Source organism: Cupriavidus sp. 8B, assembly GCF_054589115.1.
In genome coordinates, this window is sequence record NZ_BAAILO010000300.1 from 1 (window position 1) to 19,948 (window position 19,948).

Consider the following 19,948-nt stretch of genomic DNA (forward strand, 5'->3'; position numbering starts at 1 on the left):
GGTCGCATCGCCAAGGCCGAGCGCATCAGGAAGTGCAACCTCGGACGCGTGAAACTGCAGGCGCGCAGGGACCGCACGAAGCAGCGGTTGCGCACGGTTGCCTACCAGGCCGCCCATACCATCGTGGACAAGGCGGCAGTGGTCGGTTCGGAAGATCTGACGTCCCCCATCAAGGGGAGGAGTCAGTGGCGGAACTACAACCGCCGCATGAGCGCATGGGCCAAGGGTGTACTGGCTCAAGCGCTCGATGAAGTTTGCACGCAGCGTGGGGCGACGCACGTCGTCGTCAACGCCGCCTACACGTCGCAAATGGACTCGTTCACGGGCTGGCTGCAAGGCAAGCGCGAGGGCGACAAGTTTTACCGTGCCAACGGGGACGTTCTTCAGGCGGATACCAATGCAGCGCGGAACGTGCGGGACAGGATCCACGACCGGGACATTACCCGGTATATGCCTCATCTCCAGGTGAAGCAGATTCTGCTCGCGCGCTCCTCCGGCGCAACTGAGCGTCAAGGGGCTTCAGTTGGGCGGCGCAAGCCGCGTCAACGAAGTGCGGATAAATCCAATGCTCAACTTTGAGCAGATTTTATGGAACAGCTGAGTTTGCCATCCTGGACGGTGGTCACTTCATCTTCCTGGAAAAGCCCGGCCTATTGCACGACACTGTTGAGGCCTTCATCGCCAAGCACGAACGATGATCAGCTCGGCTCTCTGACGGAAGGCGGGCGCCTCCCGTTTGGTGGCCTTGGCCGATTCAGCCGACGACAAGCCGTTCGAGCGTCTGGTCGCACCTCATCGGCTCGAGCGCTATCAGATTTGGACGTGTGTGCTCGTAGACCGGCAGCCGGCAACTCCTTTCAAGCGCGCGGACTCGCGAAAATGCGGTCGTAATGGCGTTGAATGATATGCCACCAAAGTCATTCATTGATGCAGGGCCACCGATACGGCAACATGGCTGTATCAACTTTTAAACGGGGTGCCATTGATCAGGTCGCAGACGTCCGGAATGCAGAATCCGTGTACGTGGCGGTGCCCGATGTCGGCCAGTCCCGTGCCGATCGCGGTATGTGGTTTCTTCCTGGCGACTTCGGCCAGGGCTTCCTGGAATGCCGCTTTGAATCCGAGTCTCGGATACGCTTGAACAACGTCATCGACGAAGGAAGGCGTCACCTCGTCATAACGCAATCCGAGCACGTCAACATGGGCGCCCATGAAGACCAGGGCAATTTCCGGCGCCATAAGCTCGGCGATGCCACCGCTGGAATGCAGCGCGATTTTGCTTCCCAGACCAGATCGGTTTTGGATGCCGGGTAGCCATGTCCGCGCAAGAATTTGCTGGCAGCATTGGCGCCATCGACTTCGAAACGCTGATCGGCAACGAACTCATGGGTCAAGCCAAGATCGTGAAGGACGGATGCAAGGTAAACGACCTCCCGGTCGTACTGCAATTGCCGCCTCTGCCCAAGGAACTCGGCGAACCACCAGGTCCGGTGGACGTGGTTCAGCATCGCTTTCGGGTGCACGCTCTCGACGAGTGATGCGGCCTTTCGAGACAATTCCGAATCGGGCGCGATGAAGCCACCGATAGTGACAGGGATGCTCACTTCGTTCTCCTGAACGGCGGTTCGAAGCCAATGCCAGACGTACCGCTCGTATTGAATGTCGTGTTGCCACTGAGTTTCATGAACCTACGTCCCCCGCCCGCCCGCACGATCATCCGACTGTGTGGGCGGCGGGTTCCTGACGAAATTACGCCTGGAACACTTGACGATTGGCCTGTACAAACGCAGCCACAGTCTGCGGCGCGTGGCCCGTGATTTCTTCGATAACGCCATCCGTACCGGAGAAGATTCCGTTCTGATAGTCGATGGCGGTTTCAAGGAAATGCTGGATCACAAACTCAGGCAGGTTGTACTTCTGCAGATGTTCGCGATATTGCTCAAGGGTCGAGGGCACATAGGTGATCTCGCGTCCTAGCACCTTGCTGATCTCGCTCGCGATCTCCTGCTGACTCAGCTCGACGGGGCCGAAGAGGGAGTAAGTCTTGCCAATATGGCCTGCGGGTTCCGCGAGAATGCTGGCGATCAGACGCGCCTGGTCCTCGGCTGCGATCGGCGCATGACGCCCTTCCCCGTAGGGCAGCGTGATCTTGCCTTCCTGCACCAGGGGGTCAAGCACCCACGGAAATGTCAGCCATTCGGAGAAGTAGGTCGGGCGAATATGGACGGTCGGAACGTCGGACCAGTCGAGAACGCGCTCAGCAATCCAGTGATCGCGCGCGGCATGGCTCTTGGAATCTTCTCGTGCCGAGATTTGCGACATCTCGACCACGACCTCAACGCCGGCACGCCGTGCGGCATCAGCGAAGTACGAGGTGGCCTGGATGTAGCCGGGACGAACCGGATAGCACAGGTACGCGCCGTCCACGCCGTCCATGGCACGAATCACGTCGTCGTGCTCGAGGAGGTCGCCGACGAAAATCTCTGCCCCTTCTTCGCGGAGGGCTGCGCTGCGCTCATCTTCCTGGTGTACGAAGGCGCGAACCGCGTGCCCTGCCTTCAGCAGGAATCGGATGGTGTGGACGCCGGTCTTACCCGTGGCGCCAGTGATGAGATATTTACGCTGTTCCATGAATTGCTCCAATCTGTGAATGTGTCCGACAGGTTTACATCGCCCCGAGGTGCTGCTTCACATCCTCCAGAATCGCCGTTGAAGCGTCGGAATCTTCAACGACTCTTGACATCGTGACGGCCCCAATCATGGCCGCTAACGCGAACACGGCAGACGACCTGGCTTCCTGCGACGGCTTGTCCGCCATCTGTTTCGCCAGTACGTCAACCAGATCGTCAAAACTTTGCGCGGCTGCCGCGCGCGTTTGTTTATCGGCCCTGGCGAGCTCGCTTCCCATTGCCGCCAGAGGGCATCCGCCTGTCCGTGTGTCGCGGTGGGCCTGAGACACATAGGCTTCGACCATGGCCGCAAAACCGCTAGCAGCCTGACTGTTGCAAGAGGCCGTTGTCAGCCCCTCGATCACTTCAGTCATCGCCTGAGAACACGCTTCTGCAACCAACTGGTCCTTCGAGGCGAAATGCCGATAGAAGCCTCCCTGCGTAAGGTTCAACGGAGACATCACATCGTTCAGCCCCGTCGCCTGGATGCCGTTCAGCCGGAATTCCCGAGCGGCGACCTCGACAATGCGTCTACGGGTTTCCGCCGTCTCGCCCTTCGTCTTTCTCATCTCGCCGCTCCTGTTGTGTGTGGTCGCTAACCATCTTAAATAGATGGTAGTCACCATCTAAATGGAAGTCAAGAAGAGAAGATCGCGCGAAGCAAAGTGCAGATTACCCGACCTGAAGTCAGGGGCCGCGGCTCCTAGGCAAAGGCCTTGAGACCGTTGATGACGGCAGGTCGCATCGAGACGGCCTCAAACCAACGCGTAAGGGCAGGATGACTTGCCCACTGAAGATCCTCGCGAAAAGCACTGGCGATGGTGAATGCCGAAATGTCAGCAAGAGAAAATTCGTCGCCGGCCATGAATGGTGTCGACTCCAAAAATCGTTCCGACTCGGCAAGCGCCGCCATTGCCATGCCATTGAGGTGCGTGGATTGGGCCCTCGCGCCCATCTGCTCGAGCCGGAATGCACCATGGCTTACCGCGATGAAGTCGGTCAGGAAATAGAAGAACCGCTCGTAGCGGCCGCTTACGGCCATAAGCAGCCATCAAGCTAGGGACTCGAAGATTGCTGCCGCGTCCAACAAGGCGGCACGACTCAAGGCCACCTGCGGTTCGTCGATCTCGGCCCTGCCCAGGGCACGCACCGCTTTCCTGAAGCTACGCAAACCTACGCATAGCCTCAAGCGCGCGGGAATCACTCCCGGGCGGCGATGCGACGCCGGACTTGTCACAGCAACGCCCGAGGACGCGCGACCTACGCCCCTCGGTGTCTTGAGACAGAAACGTCCGAATCCCCCCAGGCATGCTAGCGGGGGATTTTTCGTCTCGCGTTCTCGGCGCGCTGGGTCCGCGCTCGGCGCCGGCAGGATTGGCGGCCAGCGGCCCGATCTCAACTGAAGAAACCGGGCGATAACTAAAAAATCCTGGTCACCCCTTCGTTTCTGCACAAAAACCACACGCGATGCAAGATTTAAGCGGCTACAAGTGCCTAATAGTTATCGTAATGGTCTTTACCTTGGCATCGATACCGATTCACAAAATCCTCGCGTACACTTCACTTCTATAACTTTTCCTACGCGAGTGCAAAAAGTCATGGCTGTTGGCTACGAATTCCTTCGCGAGGTGGACCGTCTCCCGGTCTTCCCCGTCAAACGCGCGGCGCAGGTCCGTCCGGTCACGCGCGTGATGATCGAAGCGGACCTGATTGCCGTACCAGCGGGCGTGGCGCCAACCACGGAAGATCGGTTCGAACATGTACTGTTCGCCCTGAAGCACGAAGGTGTGAACCTTCAGGTGCTTGCCCATGCCTTGCGCCGCATTCCCGCTGAACGCCTTCAGCAAGCGGTGCTCGACACGCCCAATGGCCAGTACGTCCGGATTGCCGCGCATCTCTGGGAGGCGTTCAACGACGCGCAGTTGGCCACCCGCCCTGACATCACGGCCGGATACGCCGAGGTATTCGATTCCGCTCGATACCTCGTGGGCCAGTCGCGCCGGGACCCCCGCTGGCGCGTCGATTTCAACGGCCTTGGCCCCCTCGCTTACTGCCCGACCATAGAGCGCACCGACGCTATTCAGCGCGGCATCGACGCCTGCATCCTGGAGCGCACCACGGCGTTCGTCGATGGTTTGGATCCGATGCTGCGGGACCGCGCCCTGACCTGGGCCTATCTTCACGAAACCGAGGATTCCTACGCCATCGAGAAGGAAGCGCCCACCGAGGACAAAGCCCAGCTCTTCGTCCAACTGCTACAGCAGGCTCATGACGGGCGACCACTCGATGAAGCATACCTCTGCGAACTTCAGTCTTCGACGGTCACCAATCCGATGCTGCACGCGGACCAGTTCCGCCATGAGCAAAACTGGTTGCGCAGGCCCGGACGAGGCGCAAGCGCCGTTACCTACGTTCCACCGCCGCCAGAACTTGTGTCGCCCTTGATGGATGAATGGATGGTCCTCGCCAACTCGGTGCCACGCCACGTGGATCCTATTGTGGCGGCCGCGATCATCTCATTTGGCTTTGTCTTCCTGCACCCCTTCATGGACGGCAACGGGCGATTGTCTCGTTTCCTCTTCCACAAGGCCCTTTGCGACTCCGGCCGCCTTGCGCAAGGGTTACTACTTCCCGTTTCCGTAGCCATGAAGCGGCACGAGGCCGAGTACCTGGCCGCCTTGCAGTCCTATTCCCGCCCGGCGCGGGATCTCGTTGGCGTGCAGTGGATTGGCGAAGGAGACTACCGCTTCTCTTTCAAAAGCGACGACGCGATGTTCCGGTACTGGGATGCCACGCCGTGCGTCGCGTTTGGCTTCAAGATGGCGGAACTGGCGCTGGAGGTAGAGCTGCGGCACGAAACCGAGTTCCTCGCTCGCTACGACCAGATCTTGCGTAGCGTGAACGAACAGGTGGACTTGATGGGCAACGACCTGACCACGCTGATCATCATCTGCATGGACGCCGGCGGCACGATCTCGAACAAAAAGCGCAAGCGATATGCGACACGCGTACCGGAGCGCTACTTCGATGTCATCGAAAATGCCGTGCGCGAGGTGCTTGAGGACGTTGATGCCGACGGCTCGTCCTTCTGAGTCCCAACATTAGGTTTCTGCGTCAGACGGATCTATCAGGCCGCTGAAACTCGATCCATCCCCTCTGAGAGCAGCCGTCCCGGGCCACGGCCAGAGACGGCATCGCCCGTTTTACGGCGTGTACCGCGGCGCGTAGCTGGCCGCGCGTGCCGCCACCGTGAGCCTGAGCCGGCCCATCATCTGCCGCGTGGCGTCACGAATGACTGGTAACGGCGAGACTGAAGGACCGCTTAGGGTCGGCTAGAGACCTTCTCTTCGCGGATGAACGGCGGTTCATGAAACGTTCGGCGGAAAGGGCCCGCCGAAGACCGAATGCGACAAGATCAAGCCCCGGCCAAGGCGCCGGGCACAAACGGCAGCGGCTCTCAACCGGCTGGACCTGGCGCGCCATCGCGGCTTCAACCGCCCCAAGCCGGACTCTGCCGCTTCCGGCCAGCGCCACCGCCCTACGGGACCACCGCCATCGGCGAGGAGCAATCGTGCCGTCGTCACTCGGGCAATCCGGCCAGCCGCAGCCCCTCCGCAAACTGGGCCAGGTCTTCTGGGCGACGGATCGGAAGCCAGTCCTTGAGATTGGAGACGCGGAGTGACGGATCGAGCGTGCGCAGGCGCCGCATCGCCTCCTTCGCTTTGTCCATGCGTCCAGCGAGCGCATGACTCGCCGCCAGAACGCCGACCGGGGCAAGGAAACTCGGTAGATTCCATTTGGCCCTTTCGGCCCAATCCGAAGCGGAGTCGAAGCGTCCTGCCAAGAAATGTGCCAGCGCCATCCCAGCCTGCATCCTGAACATTTCGGGATCCAATGGACTCAAGCGAACGGCACGCGCCAAATACTTAATCGCAGCGTCTGTTTCACCGCGACAAGCGTGCAGGCACCCACACAGGGACCATGCAGGGGCGTGGTTCGGATTGAGCAGCAAAGCTCTGTCGAACAGCGCGATACCGCCGTCGAGGTCGCCGGTGAGATGCCCGAGTGCATGAGCTCCTCTCGTGAGCGCCACAGCATCGTCCCGACCGAGCTCCACCGCCAGTCGCGCCAGGCGAGTGCCCTCGGCAATCTCCCGGGGCTGATCGGTCATCCAGCCATTCATCTTGCGCCAGATATAACACCAGGCCGCCATGCCATAGGCCGATGCGAAATCCGGATCGAGCTCGGTGGCCTTGTAGAACAAGGGCAGCGCCGCCTCGATTGATTCGCGCGCTCCGCTGTGCACCTGCGCGGTGCCGCGAAGGTAATAGTCGTAGGCGCACAGGTTCTCCGTCGGCTTGCGCTTGGCACGCTCGATTTCCGCCCGCTCGAGCTGCGGCGCGATGGCGCCGACCACGCTTTCCGCAACCTGGTCCTGCAGTTCGAAGATGTCGTCCAGCGTGCCTTCGAAGCGCGCCGCCCAGAGATGTGTCCCGGTCCTGGCATCGATGAGCTGCCCTGTGATGCGCACCTTGTTGCCGGTCTTGCGCATGCTGCCTTCCAGCACGTAGCGCACGCCAAGCTCGCGGCCGACGTCCTTCACCTCGACTGCGCGGCCCTTGTAGGTGAAGCTCGAGCCGCTCGCGATGACGAACAGCCAGCGTATGCGCGACAGCGCAGCGATGATGTCCTCCACCACGCCGTCGGCGAAATACTCCTGCTCGGGATCGCCGCTCAGGTTCTGGAAGGGCAATACGGTAATGGAGGGTTTACCCGGAAGGAGGAGCACGGACGGCGGCTCCCTCGATTCTCTGGAGATGTGTTCGCCGATCTCGCCGACGAAACGGAAACCCTTGCGGGCGACAGTCCTGACCAAGCGCTGTTCCCCGCCGGTGTCGCCAATGGCCTTGCGAACCGCATTGATGTGACTGGTGATCGTCGATTCCGAGACGATTCGGCCGCGCCATACCGCCTGCAGCAGGTCGTCCTTGCTGACGACACGGTCGCGGTTCCTGACGAGATGCAGTAGCAGATCGAAGACCTGCGGCCCGACAGGTACGACTTTCGCGCCATGCGAAAGCTCCCGGCGTTCCGGGTCGATCACGTAGTTTCCAAACACGAACTGCACTTGACATCCCCTGGCCGATTCGGCTCCCAGGTGGGGGCAACTGGCGAATTCCGTCCATGGATGATACTGCAACCGGTGGTGAGAGCATCTCATCCCGATCGGGCAACGCTTGGACGAAGAATCAAGCTCTCCTGCAGAGAAATTCAAGGTGAAGGCAAGGACCTCCCCGGAGCGCGCGGGCAATCTCCACGCACATCGACGGCAACGGTTTGCGGTCGAGAAAGGGAGAGAAAACATGAAGATTGTCGTCATCGGGTGCACCGGCCTTATCGGAACGAAGCTTGTGGAGGACCTTCGCAAGCGCGGCCATGACGTGCTCGCAGCCGCCCCTGACACCGGCGTCAACACCATCACCCGCGAGGGTTTGGCCAAAGCGCTCGACGGCGCCGAGGTCGTCGTCGATGTGGCGAACGCGCCAGTATGGGAAGACAAGGCGGCCCTCGAGTTTCTCGAGACATCCGGCCGCAACCTGCTGGCTGCGGGCGCTGCCGCCGGCGTACGTCACTATGTGGCCCTGTCGATCGTTGGTAGCGAACGGCTTCCCGACTGCGGCTATTTCCGGGCGAAGGTCGCGCAGGAGAGCCTCATCAAGGCGTCCGGCATTCCCTACACCATCGTGCGTGCGACTCAGTTCTACGAGTTTGTCGGCGACATTGCCCAGTCGGCTGCCCAGTTGGCCACCCTAGGCAAGGAGATTCGCTTGTCGCCGGCGCTGATCCAGCCGATCGCGTCAGCGGACGTGGCAGCGGCGCTTGCCGACGTTGCAGTCGCGCCGCCGGTCAACGGCACGGTCGAAGTCGCCGGTCCGGAGGCGATGCCGCTGGACGAACTGGTCAGGCGCTTCCTGTGGGCGACGCAGGATACGCGCAAAGTCGTGCCGGACGTCCACGCGCGCTACTTCGGTGGCCTCCTCTCCGATCGGACGCTCACACCCGGGGAGAACCCCCGCATCGGCGCGATCCGGTTCGAGGACTGGCTCGGTCGCTACCAGGCTCAGTCCTGCTTCGCCATGCAGTCCCCTCTTTTGGCGACTGCCCGTGCGGACAACTCGGACGCGCTTGCATCGAGTTTCGCGACGAGCTATTCCGGAGTCGTCGCCTTCATCACCGTCGTGGCCGAAGGCGGCTTTTCCAAGGCCGCTGACCGGCTCGGGATCACTCGTTCCGCGGTCAGCCGCGGCATCCAGAAGCTGGAGGCGCAGGTCGGCTTGCGTCTGTTGAGTCGGACGACGCGCAGCATTTCGCTCACGCGCGAAGGCGAGATCCTCCATGCCCGCTGCCAGCCCAGCGTCGCTCTCATCACAGAGGCGATGGAGGACCTGCGCGATCTGCGCGACGGTCCGCCGCGAGGACGCCTGCGGGTCTCCGCTTCCGTGGGTTTCGGCCGCAAGGTGGTTGCGCCGCTGCTGTGGGGCTTCCAGGAGAAGTACCCCAACATCGAGATCGAGCTGCACCTGAGCTGCGTCGCGAGCGACTTCACGTCGGACCGCATCGACGTCTCGTTTCTCAACGGGCGCCTGGCCGACACCCGGATCGTCGCGAAACAGATCGTCCCGATGCAGACGTTGGTGTGCGCCTCGCCCGAGTATGCGGTAAGGCGCGGTATGCCCGAGTCGCCGGACGCGTTGATGCAGCACGACTGCATCAACGTCCGTCTGCCGTCGGGCCGCGTCTACGAATGGGAGTTCAAGGTGGAGGGGGGATCGCGCAAGCTGACTCCGCCATCGCGCCTCATGTTCAACGATGTCGGGCTAGTGCTGGAGGCCGTCCTCCAAGGCAAAGGCATCGCTCAGTTGGGCGGGTACCTGATCTGCGATCTGCTGCGCGAGGGGAAACTGGTTCACTCCATGCCACAGTACGCACCCGATGACCGGGGCCACTACATCTGCTACTTGAGCCGTCAGCATCTGCCGTCGCGTATCCGCGTGTTCGTCGACCACATGACGGCAGCGATCCGGGCGCTGGACCTTCAATGCGCGGGGGCGTTCTCACCAACGCCTGATGATCGACAGGTCGCCTCGGCGCCATTGGTGCCCCTGCGGGGTCAATAGACTTGGCAAGACGACTGACACCGCGCGCGTGGAGAGCTTCAACGAGCGGCTGCGCCAGGAGTGGACGACGCCAGGGCCAAGATCTCTGCCTGGCGGACCCACCACAACGAGAGTCGACCCCACTCTGCGCTGGACTGGGCCACCCCCACCGAATTCGCCCGCCGACGCGACCTGCAGGTCACATCGGCGATCCTTCAAGGGACAGGGTCAGCCGCCCTAGCCTCCGAGGCAGTCACCGCGCGCTGATTGACTTGATCGGCTTGTCTGTGTGGTGATGCAGTTCTTCATCCTTGCGCAGCCGCAGTGACTTTGGAAGGCACCTGCGGCTGCATTCCCAGAAGCCCGCAAGAAGGGCCGGTGGACTCGTGCGGCGCATTCGCCACCCGTGACCTAGGCGAAATCCTCGCCCAGGAGGGCGAGGCAATCACAGGTCACTGCGCGGTGGGCTTCGCGAGCCGGGCGACGACCTCGTCGGTCGTCCACAGCGCGTTGGCGATGTAGCGGAAGTTGATCAGCGCGCTGAGATTGCCGTCGCCCTCAGGCAGCTTCGGGGCTGCGACCGCATCACGCACGACGGCCACCTCGAAGCCTTGCTCCGCAAACTCGCGCAAGTGGGACTCCACGCACAGGTTGGCCAGCATCCCGGCGAGGACGATCTTGGTGACGCCCTGCTTGCGAAGCTGGAACGTGAGATCGTTGGTCTGCGGGCTGTAGAGCTTGTGGGGCGAAGCGACGATGGTCTTGCCGTCCTCGATGTAGGGCTTGAACTCGGGCATGAAGTCCGCGCCCGAACCGCGGAACCCATCCAGGCTCAGTGCGCTGGGCCTGTCGAAGATCTTGATCTTGTGCTGGAAGAGCTCGACGGGGGCCTGGAACTTCCATTGGTGGTCGTGCGGGTAGTAGTAGTGAGGCGAGATCGCGACGACGATGCCCGCCTTCTTCGAGGACTCGAACAGGCGCAGCAGGTTCGGCACGAGCCGTTGCTCGGTGACGGCTTCACCCACAGCGGACCAAGCGGCGCCCTTCGGGCTCATGAAGTCGATCTGGGGATCGATCACAACCAGGGCGGTGCGTTCCAGATCGAGTGTCATCGTGGGAACGGGCATGGCGCGCTCGGTCGGATCGGTGTACTGCGCCGGTTGTACCGGATGTGGATGTGCCGTGGCGGTTGCGATGCTTGCAACGGCCATCGCAAGCGCGGCCGTCAACCGAAGCGTGGCGCGAGCAACGCATCGGGGGTCATGGATCTTGAAAGGTTCCCACGACTGCTGTTGGTAGTTGCTGCGTTGGGTCATGTTGATTCCTGGGACTGGGGTGGACAACAAACACGCCGCAAGGCTCTCGATCCGATGCATCGCTGCTGACGTGATGCGTTGAAATCTAGAAGCAAATGCCCGCCTGCACTAGGGGCTGGGTGCGGATAAATCTGTTGATCGCGAAGCACCAATCGCGCTCAGCAAGAGTCCGTCAAGAATGAGCCGGCGCATTTGAAGATCCTGTCGCGCGGATGGCTGAGCTCGGTGAACGACCCAGCGGCGCGCGCTGGATGCGTTGCCGCGACATTGGTGAAGCTCCTGCAACATCGAATTGCCCGTGATGCATATCGCACGGCGAGGAGACCATGGCTAGACTGATCGCGTCTCCACTCAGGTCTATACCCATGAAGATTGATCCCGCGCCAATACAGCCTAGCTTCGCTGGAGTCACGCGCCGCCAGTTGTTGGTCATTGGGGCAGGCACTGCAGCAGCAGCGGCTTTGCCATTCGCAGCGTCCGCTGCTCCTACTGCGCCGAATGGCGCTGAAACTCCGGAAGGAAATCCACCCATGAGCTATGTCACCACCAAAGACGGGGTCCAGATCTTCTACAAGGATTTGGGTCCCTCCAATGGCACTCCGATCGTCTTCTCGCACGGATGGCCTCTGAGCTCCGACGATTGGGACGCGCAGATGTTGTTCTTCCTCTCCAAGGGCTATCGTGTCGTCGCGCACGATCGGCGCGGACATGGCCGCTCGGCGCAAGTCTGGAACGGCCACGACATGGATCACTACGCCGACGACCTCGCCGCGGTCGTGAACCATCTCGACCTCAAGGGCGCGATCCACGTCGGCCACTCCACCGGCGGCGGCGAGGTCGTGCGCTATCTAGCTCGCCACGGCGAGAAGCGGGCCGCGAAGGCCTGCCTCATTAACGCCGTGCCGCCGCTGATGGTCAAGACCGCGTCGAATCCCGGCGGCCTGCCGAAGGACGTGTTCGACGGCCTGCAACTGCAGACGGCCACGAACCGGGCGCAGTTCTACCGCGACATTCCCGCCGGGCCGTTCTACGGCTTCAACCGGCCGGGCGTGAAGCCGCAGGAAGGCATCATCCAGAACTGGTGGCGCCAGGGGATGATGGGCAGCGCCAAGGCGCACTACGACGGCATCGTCGCGTTCTCGCAGACCGATTTCACCGACGACCTGAAGAAGATCGGACTGCCGGTGCTGGTGATGCACGGCGACGACGACCAGATCGTCCCCTACGCCGATTCCGCGCCGCTGTCGGCCAAGCTGCTGAAGAACGGCACGCTGAAGACCTACAAGGGCTTCCCGCACGGCATGCCGACAACGCACGTGGACGTCATCAACGCGGACCTGCTGGCTTTTATCAAGGCCTGATTGCGTCGAATCAGTCGGCACCGTCGATGGCCGGTCCACCCTTGAGTTGGAGGCCATCGACGCGACTCCCACTCTGGACGTCCAGTCCTCCCTCCTGAAGACGTTCCACTGAACCCCTCTTCTTGCCCACATTGCCATGACCAAACTCACTCATGCCAACGGCGCCCCCGTTATCGACAACTTCAACATCGAGACCGCCGGTGCGGGCGGCCCCGCGCTGCTGCAGGACATCTGGCTGCTCGAGAAGCTCGCCCACTTCGACCGCGAGGTGATCCCCGAGCGGCGCATGCACGCCAAGGGCTCTGGCGCTTTCGGCCACTTCACGGTGACGCGCGACATCACGGCGTACTCGAAGGCCAGGCTCTTTTCCGGCATCGGCAAGAAGACGGACGTCTTCGTGCGCTTCTCCACGGTGGCCGGCGAGCGCGGCGCGGCGGATGCCGAGCGAGACATCCGCGGCTTCGCGGTGAAGTTCTATACCGAGGAAGGCAATTGGGACCTGGTGGGCAACAACACGCCCGTGTTCTTCCTGCGCGACCCGCTGCGATTTCCCGACCTGAACCACGCAGTCAAGCGCGACCCGCGCAGCAACCTGCGCAGCGCCCAGAACAACTGGGACTTCTGGACGCTGCTACCCGAGGCGCTGCACCAGGTGACCATCGTGATGAGCGATCGCGGCCTGCCCGATGGCTATCGCCACATGCACGGTTTCGGCAGCCACACGTTCAGCCTCGTCAACGCGGACAACGAGCGGCACTGGGTGAAGTTTCACCTGCGCAGCCGGCAAGGCATCCGTAACCTCACCGACGCACAGGCCGCCGCGATCGTCGCCAACGACCGCGAGAGCGCGCAGCGCGACCTGCTCGAGGCGATCGACGGCGGCGACTTCCCGCGCTGGACGTTGTGCATCCAGGTGATGACCGAGCAGCAGGCGCAGGTCTGCCCGTTCAATCCCTTCGACCTCACCAAGGTCTGGCCGCACGGCGACTACCCGCTAATCGAGGTGGGTGTGCTGGAGCTCAACCGCAACCCCGACAACTACTTCGCCGATGTGGAGCAGGCGGCGTTCTCGCCCGCCAACATCGTGCCGGGCATTGGCTTCTCGCCGGACAAGATGCTGCAGGGGCGGCTCTTCAGCTACGGCGATGCGGTCCGCTACCGGCTGGGCGTGAACGCGCACCAGATCCCGGTGAACGCCCCGCGCTGCCCGGTGCACAGCTATCACCGCGACGGCGCTATGCGCGTGGACGGCAACCAGGGCGGGCTGCCCGGCATCGTGCCCAACAGCCGCGGGGAGTGGGCCGACAGCCCGCGGCTGGCGGAGCCGCCGCTGGCGCTCTCGGGCGCAGCCGCGCACTGGGACCATCGCGCGGACGAGGACTACTACTCGCAGCCGGGGGCGCTGTTCCGACTGATGTCGCCCGAGCAGAAGCTGCAGCTCTTCGACAACACGGCGCGCTCGCTCGGCGGCGCGAGCGAGGACGTGCAGCAGCGGCATATCCGCAATTGCACGATGGCCGATCGCGCCTATGGCGCAGGGGTTGCCGAGGCGCTGAAGAACCGCTAGTCAGGCATCGGGCGCGTTGGTGCAGCAAGTTGCCCAACGCGCCCGTGAAAGGCGGGGCAGAGTGCGTACGCTTACGCGCATCGGGAGGAAGGCTTGGACGACCGCTGTAGCCTGGAAGCCGCCATCTGCCCATCCGATCGGCGGAAGGCAGAGATGGGTCGGTAGTTGCCTCTGGCGCCCGCGCACCCATGCGCGGGTGGGCCTACGTCGGAATCCGGCCATTTTGAGACTGTCGCCACCGCCCGCCTCACCCACGCCGCGTGCCGCGGGACTATCGCGCCTCGGTCGATTCGCGCTCGAACTCGCGGATCACCGGGTTGCCAAGGATGGCATCCCTCCCCGCCTCGATCAGGCGATCGACGTCCCTCTCGGGCAGACGAAGTCTGGTCGGCACATCGTTCAGACTTGCAGCACGCTCCTTGTCGAGGGCTTCAAACGAGATCCGCGTGACGAAGAATTCGACTTCGTCGCACCGCCAGCCGGGGCGGCGTGCAGCGATCTCCTGCTGCCGAGAATGCGGCATGCCACACCGATACGCCACGAGGTCGTCGCGCCACTGCTGCATCATGGGAACGAAGGCGTCATAGCTCATTCGAACGTTGGTCCCCATTGCCGCGTCGATGGCCGCGCTTGCGACTTCGATTCCGGATGGGCCATCCTGGCTTCGGTTCCAATCGCCGCGCGGGCCGTGACCGGCGTCAACTACGATGAAAAGTAGCCGTCGCACATTGATCGCGTCGTTCTCGCTCATGGGACCGTAAGCCGTGCCCAGCAGCAGGCGCGATTGCAAAATGGTGGCCAAGCCGTAGTTGTCGGTCACCCCGCCGTCGACCAGCTTGATGTACTTTCCCTTCGAAGTGTCCCGGAGACCGCGAACGGCGTTTGCCAACGCGCCAAACAGCAGCGATTGCCCAGGCGCCTGGGCCTTGTCAAGGTTCGGCAGCGGTGCACTGCAAGTCTCGGGATGCTTTTGAAGGACGATCGGTGCGAAGAAGAGCGGGACCGCCATGGATGCGGCGACGGCCTCGGAAACGGGAAAGCTCGCGAGATCACTGCATAGCGCATCGAATGCCAGCTGGCTGAACGGGAACGCGACCCGGTAGTAGACGTTCGTGGCGTTGATCCAAACGATTGGCTTGCCGCGGCGGAACATGTCGGCGTACGTCGCGCCCTTGAACACGTCTTCGTCGAGCCATGTCCTGAGATCTTCCCGATCGTTGAGCCCCCCCGCGAAGAGGCGCGCAAGGTTGACCGGATTCAGGAGACTGAAGCGAAGTCCCACCTCTCCGTCCTTCAAGAGCACTGATCGAAAGGTCGCCAGGCTGGCCTTGCCGTGCAGACCGTAGTACGCAGCGGTGATGGAGCCTCCGGACACGCTGCTAATGAATGCGACGTTGTCGAGCAGGGACGCGCCCCCAGGACCTCTCATGGCGTCGAGCCCCTGCAGCGCGCCGAAGGCGAAGGCTGCGGCTCGCGTGCCACCGCCAGAGAACGACATGGCGACGGCTGTCTGGCCGGCGACGTCGGTGGCTTCTCGCATGGCCGCGGATGCGCTGCCAGCCGCGGCCTGAGGCAGATTGCGCGGAGCATTGTGAGGAAGCGACCCGCAGGCACTGAGTCCCGCAAGTAGAAGCAGCATCAGAGTGCGGTAGGCCCTGCCGCAGGCGTGTCGCTCTCTCCCTGCCTCCCCCATTCGCCAAGGCAGACTGCTCTTGCGCCGAAGAGTGTAGTCATGTCGAAACTTTCGCATTGGACTAGGTCAGGCGTCTATGTGCTGGAGGGCATATTTCGATACTCGGTCGCATGCGTGCGCGTGGCGGGCGTCGAGGTGGCGGGGCGGTTGTTTGCGATTGCTCGCTGCTGCGGCCCTGCATGCGCAATTTGCAGCATGCGGCGGTGCATTCACGAGAGCTTGAAGAGTACTCAATGACCGGCGACCTGGCCGCCATCGACATGCAGAATTTCGCCTGTCACGAACGGCGCCGAATCCAGAGACAGTCGCTTTGATGGAGCGGGCCGTTGCGACAACGTGGTGCCCCCGGCAGCGAAACGCTTTGACCGCCTCCGCTCCCATGCCTTGCGAAGCGCCGGTGATAACAATGACCTTTTGTTGGTTGCTCATGCTACACCTCCTCCAATTGCGGGTTGACGCGGTGCAGTGCCGCACTCAAAAACCTCCGAACCGCTCAGAGAGCCTGCCCCGAGGGCCTCAGGCCGCTTCCCGAGCGACAGCGAGATAGGCGTGGATCTGCGACACAACCGCTGCGCCCTCGCCCACCGCAGTGGCCACGCGCTTGGTCGAGCCGGAGCGGACATCGCCAATGGCGAAGACGCCCGACACGCAGGTTTCCAGCGTATTGGACTGCAGCCCGGCGTCTATGCCGGTCAGCACGAACCCCTTGGCATCTACCCCCACATCGCAGCCGTCCAGCCACGATGTGTTCGGCTGCGCGCCAGTAAACAGGAACACGTGCTGCACCCGCATCGTCATCTGCGTGCCTATATTGCAATCACGAAGGGTTACGCCTGTCAGCCGCGTATTGCCTTCGAGGTCCACAACTTCGGTGCGGGCATGGACCGTGATGTTGCGCTGCGCGGCGATGCGGTCGATCAGGTAGCGCGACATGCTGGTGTCGAGGCTATCGCCGCGAATCACAACGTGGACGTGCGCGACATGGGCGCCCAGGAACACGGCGGCCTGGCCGGCGGAATTGCCGCCACCCACCAGCATGACTTCCCGGTTGGCGCAGAGCTTGGCTTCCACCGGCGACGCCCAGTAGTAGACGCCACTCCCTTCGAACTCGGCCCGGCGCGGAATCGGCGGCCGACGGTACGCGGCGCCGCTGGCGATGATGACGGTACGCGCCTGGATCGTATCGCCGGCCCGCGTACGCAACTGGTGTACGGCGCCGCAATCGAGCCGTTCGATTTCCGTGGGAAAGGCGATGTCCGCGCCGAACTTCTGCGCCTGCGCATAAGCATTGGTGGTAAGCGCATGGCCCGAAATGCCGGCGGGAAATCCCAGGTAGTTCTCGATGCGCGCGCTGGCACCGGCCTGACCGCCCGGCGACAACGCATCGAGCACGATCACGCGCAACCCTTCCGACGCCGCATAGACCGCCGCCGCCAGCCCGGCCGGGCCCGCGCCGATGATCGCCACATCATAGATCCGGCTGCCATCGATATGCGGCAGCAACCCCAGGCACGACAGCACCTGCGTGGTATCGGGACGGCGCAGCACCGTGCCATTGGGGCCGATGACGAGCGGCAGATCGTCATCGGTGGCATCGAACTTGCCGGGTATTTCCGCCGCTTCAGCATCGGCGTCGATATCAACCACCGAGTATGGATAGTTGTTACGCAGCAGGAGCGCCTGCAGGTCGAACATGGCCGGATCGCTCCCACGGCCGATCAGCGTCGGCCCGCGTCCACGCTGGATCAGCGCCGTGCGGCGCAGCATCATCGCCTGCATGATCAACTCGCCGAGCGCGGCCTCGGCCACCATCAGCGCGCGCAAGCACGCCGGGCGCACGACGATGGCGCGCACATCCTCGATGGCGATGCCGTCGACGAGTTCGGGCGTGCCAGAAAGCTGGCCGATTTCGGTCAGAAAATTGCCGGGCCCGTGCTCGGAGGCCAGAGCGCTGTCACCGATGCCATCGCGCTGCACGATGCGCACACGCCCTTCGATGACGAGGATCATGCCATTGGCCGGATCCCCGGTACGTACCACGTACTCGCCGGCCTGCCAGGTCTGTTCCCGGCCATAGGGCGCGATGCGCGCGATATCGGCGGCAGATAAGTGCGGATACATCTGCCGCTGGTGCAAGACTACGACGGCCGGGGCCGCTTCCGGCACGGCGCCGGATGCATCGGCGGACGACTTGTGTTGGGCGGAGATGTCCATGGCGGATGGATGTGGTGGTCTGCCTTGCGTGCAAGCGTAGCAGTCCAGTCCTCGAAACGCAGTCATGCACCGGGCGTGCCATGACAAGACTTGCGTATAGGAGGCGCGTCGGAACGGAGGGGCGAAGCATCACTAGCCGCATGCGGCAAACGCGGCGATCGCCTTCTTGACGTCACTCGAGATTGGCCTTGTCGAGCCCGAACGCCTTGTCGAACGAACCAGGCACCATGCGGAACGCCACGTTCAGTCGGTTCCAGCTATTGATTGCGCCCACGAGGAACGTGAGATCGGACAACTCTTGCTCGGAGTACTGGGTACGCACGCGCTCGTAGATATCGTCGGGTACGCCTTGGGAGGGAATGTTGGTCAGAACCTCAGTCCACGCCAGCGCAGCGCGTTCACGCGGCGAGAACAGTGTCGACTCCCGCCAGATCGCCAAGTGGTGCAGACGCAGTTCGCGCTCGCCGTGGATCTTTGCCATCTTGATATGCATGTCAACGCAGAACGCGCAGCCATTGAGCTGCGATGCGCGGATCTCGACAAGCTCGCGGATGTGTGCCTCGATCCTCGTCTTCTGGAACAACGGGCCGAACTCCACGAGCTTCTTGGTCAGTTCGGAGGACTGCTGGAAGTAGTTAAGGCGTTGCATCATGATTCTCTGCTGGCAGTTGACTAAAAGTTGAGCTCACGGGGGCTGCGCGGCTTTATTTGCCTCGGGGTCGGCTTGGACGGAATAATACGCTTCGACAGACCACGCGGTAGTGCCCTCACGGTACCTACTCTGTTGTCGCATCGGCACCAATCGCAGCGTTTTGTATGGTGCAACATTCGCACAACCGTCCTTGTGACGCGCGAATGCGCCAACAACGCATCTCCGCAACAGAAAGATTCGTAGTCGTTGGGCGAGACCTGCAGAGTTGAATGGTTAGGGGATCCGGAATAGTCTCCATTGCACGCTGGCCGCAAGTCGCCCGGTTCAAGTTCGTACCCGGCCTTTTTCCGTCGTCCACCATGGCTTGCAGGGAAACGTCCGCCTCAGCCCGATCAGGAGGGAAAAATCTGCCTGGATACTAATTAGCGTGCACTATTCAGTAAATGGTAATCGGCCAAGGGAATATGCCGACCCCTCGTCACGATAGGACTTGTTGGCCTCATGCACTTATCCGTACATGGCTATCACGCTGCAGCATCCCCAATCCGGCCCGCGCCGTGGCAACAAAGTGATCCAGCGTCTGACTTGCGCTGGCGACGACGACCGTTGCGTTTTTGTGCTTGAGTGTCGCTACTTCACATCAGTCATGACCCCTAGAGGCCTGCGCGTCTATCCAGGCGCCAAGAATTGGCGCTTGTCCAGCGGCGAACTCGTCGAGTTGATCGACAAAGATCTGTTTCGAGTTTCGCATACAGGAGAAGTACTCTTGAGAGTCGCATGAGTCATCATCCGCCCTCTGTCGTGAAACGCCGTGTTAGACACTGGCTAAGCAGATCACGGTAAGCCGACGAACAAACGCGTTGCCGAGAAGCGCGCTTTTCGTTGGAAAGGGATCTGCGAGATACAACCTGCTGTTTCGCTGGTTCATCGGTCTGGCCATGGACGACGCGGTCTGGGTGCCCACGGTGTTCACCAAGAATCGAGAACGACTGATCAAGCATGACGCGGTGATCGAGTTCTTCAACGAAGTGCTGGCTATCGCGCAGAAGAAGAGCTGGCTGTCCGGCGAACACTTCAGCGTGGACGGCACATTGATCCAGGCTTGGGCTGGCCACAAGAGCTTTGTGCGCGAAGACGGTGAGGACGAGGACAACGGCGGCGACTTCAAAGGCCGTAAGCGGAGCAACAAGACCCACGAGTCCAAGACGGATCCCGATGCTCGACCGTTCCGCAAATGCAATACTGCCAGTGCGCTGCGCTACATGGGACACACCCTGAGCGACAACCGTCATGGCCTGGTGGGCCATTAACGCGTACTC

15 protein-coding genes and 4 pseudogenes are annotated in these 19,948 nt (G+C 62.2%); 8 read left to right on the forward strand and 11 right to left on the reverse strand.

Features of this window, described 5'->3' with window-relative positions:
* Positions 1-579, forward strand: a pseudogene (locus ACYP5B_RS30300) (transposase); the annotation flags it as partial.
* A 381-nt stretch (positions 580-960) separates the two neighbouring features.
* Here the strand turns inward: ACYP5B_RS30300 and ACYP5B_RS30305 are convergent.
* Positions 961-1,239, reverse strand: a complete 279-nt coding sequence (locus ACYP5B_RS30305; RefSeq protein WP_459572124.1) for a hypothetical protein — start codon at positions 1,237-1,239, stop codon at positions 961-963.
* A 77-nt stretch (positions 1,240-1,316) separates the two neighbouring features.
* Between ACYP5B_RS30305 and ACYP5B_RS30310 the strand changes: the two genes are divergently transcribed.
* Complete coding sequence (locus ACYP5B_RS30310) at positions 1,317-1,538, forward strand: hypothetical protein (protein ID WP_459572125.1); 222 nt, start codon at positions 1,317-1,319, stop codon at positions 1,536-1,538.
* A gap of 211 nt (positions 1,539-1,749) precedes the next feature.
* On the opposite strand, the gene ACYP5B_RS30315 is transcribed toward ACYP5B_RS30310, so the two are convergent.
* The 3 genes from ACYP5B_RS30315 to ACYP5B_RS30325 form a co-directional block, all read right to left on the reverse strand.
* Positions 1,750-2,631, reverse strand: a complete 882-nt coding sequence (locus ACYP5B_RS30315) for an NmrA family NAD(P)-binding protein (RefSeq protein WP_400103107.1) — start codon at positions 2,629-2,631, stop codon at positions 1,750-1,752.
* A gap of 34 nt (positions 2,632-2,665) precedes the next feature.
* On the reverse strand, positions 2,666-3,238 hold the full coding sequence (locus ACYP5B_RS30320; protein WP_459572126.1) for a TetR/AcrR family transcriptional regulator: 573 nt from the start codon (positions 3,236-3,238) through the stop codon (positions 2,666-2,668).
* Between the two features lie 134 nt (positions 3,239-3,372).
* On the reverse strand, positions 3,373-3,711 hold the full coding sequence (locus ACYP5B_RS30325) for a glutathione S-transferase family protein (protein ID WP_459572127.1): 339 nt from the start codon (positions 3,709-3,711) through the stop codon (positions 3,373-3,375).
* A gap of 556 nt (positions 3,712-4,267) precedes the next feature.
* Here ACYP5B_RS30325 and ACYP5B_RS30330 point away from each other — a divergent pair.
* Positions 4,268-5,761: a Fic family protein gene (locus tag ACYP5B_RS30330; RefSeq protein ID WP_459572128.1), complete on the forward strand. Its 1,494-nt coding sequence runs from the start codon at positions 4,268-4,270 to the stop codon at positions 5,759-5,761.
* 488 nt (positions 5,762-6,249) lie between these two features.
* Here ACYP5B_RS30330 and ACYP5B_RS30335 read toward each other — a convergent pair whose 3' ends face one another.
* Entirely contained in the window at positions 6,250-7,797 is a 1,548-nt protein-coding gene (locus ACYP5B_RS30335; RefSeq protein ID WP_459572129.1) for a winged helix-turn-helix domain-containing tetratricopeptide repeat protein, read from the reverse strand.
* A 235-nt stretch (positions 7,798-8,032) separates the two neighbouring features.
* On the opposite strand from ACYP5B_RS30335, the gene ACYP5B_RS30340 reads away from it, so the two are divergent.
* Together ACYP5B_RS30340 and ACYP5B_RS30345 are read left to right on the forward strand one after the other, a co-directional pair.
* Positions 8,033-9,847: a LysR substrate-binding domain-containing protein gene (locus ACYP5B_RS30340; protein WP_459572130.1), complete on the forward strand. Its 1,815-nt coding sequence runs from the start codon at positions 8,033-8,035 to the stop codon at positions 9,845-9,847.
* 60 nt (positions 9,848-9,907) lie between these two features.
* Positions 9,908-10,093: an integrase core domain-containing protein gene (locus tag ACYP5B_RS30345; protein ID WP_459572132.1), complete on the forward strand. Its 186-nt coding sequence runs from the start codon at positions 9,908-9,910 to the stop codon at positions 10,091-10,093.
* A 185-nt stretch (positions 10,094-10,278) separates the two neighbouring features.
* Here ACYP5B_RS30345 and ACYP5B_RS30350 read toward each other — a convergent pair whose 3' ends face one another.
* A complete protein-coding gene (locus tag ACYP5B_RS30350) occupies positions 10,279-11,142 on the reverse strand; it encodes an isochorismatase family protein (protein ID WP_459572133.1) in 864 nt (287 codons plus the stop codon).
* Positions 11,143-11,672: 530 nt separating this feature from the next.
* Here ACYP5B_RS30350 and ACYP5B_RS30355 point away from each other — a divergent pair.
* Together ACYP5B_RS30355 and ACYP5B_RS30360 are read left to right on the forward strand one after the other, a co-directional pair.
* The gene (locus tag ACYP5B_RS30355; protein ID WP_459572134.1) at positions 11,673-12,503 is read left to right on the forward strand and encodes an alpha/beta fold hydrolase; all 831 of its coding nucleotides are present in this window, start codon (positions 11,673-11,675) and stop codon (positions 12,501-12,503) included.
* Positions 12,504-12,639: 136 nt separating this feature from the next.
* Positions 12,640-14,070, forward strand: coding sequence for a catalase (locus ACYP5B_RS30360; RefSeq protein WP_459572135.1), 1,431 nt, complete (start codon positions 12,640-12,642; stop codon positions 14,068-14,070).
* Positions 14,071-14,341: 271 nt separating this feature from the next.
* On the opposite strand, the gene ACYP5B_RS30365 is transcribed toward ACYP5B_RS30360, so the two are convergent.
* The 5 genes and pseudogenes from ACYP5B_RS30365 to ACYP5B_RS30385 form a co-directional block, all read right to left on the reverse strand.
* On the reverse strand, positions 14,342-15,610 hold the full coding sequence (locus ACYP5B_RS30365) for a patatin-like phospholipase family protein (protein ID WP_318232537.1): 1,269 nt from the start codon (positions 15,608-15,610) through the stop codon (positions 14,342-14,344).
* Between the two features lie 383 nt (positions 15,611-15,993).
* Positions 15,994-16,068, reverse strand: a pseudogene (locus ACYP5B_RS30370) (3-oxoacyl-ACP reductase); the annotation flags it as partial.
* 4 nt (positions 16,069-16,072) lie between these two features.
* Positions 16,073-16,192, reverse strand: a pseudogene (locus tag ACYP5B_RS30375) (3-oxoacyl-ACP reductase); the annotation flags it as partial.
* A gap of 87 nt (positions 16,193-16,279) precedes the next feature.
* Positions 16,280-17,977, reverse strand: coding sequence for an FAD-dependent oxidoreductase (locus ACYP5B_RS30380; RefSeq protein ID WP_459572136.1), 1,698 nt, complete (start codon positions 17,975-17,977; stop codon positions 16,280-16,282).
* A gap of 172 nt (positions 17,978-18,149) precedes the next feature.
* On the reverse strand, positions 18,150-18,629 hold the full coding sequence (locus ACYP5B_RS30385; protein WP_459572137.1) for a carboxymuconolactone decarboxylase family protein: 480 nt from the start codon (positions 18,627-18,629) through the stop codon (positions 18,150-18,152).
* An 899-nt stretch (positions 18,630-19,528) separates the two neighbouring features.
* On the opposite strand from ACYP5B_RS30385, the pseudogene ACYP5B_RS30390 reads away from it, so the two are divergent.
* Positions 19,529-19,930, forward strand: a pseudogene (locus ACYP5B_RS30390) (transposase); the annotation flags it as partial.
* Positions 19,931-19,948 lie beyond the last annotated feature (18 nt).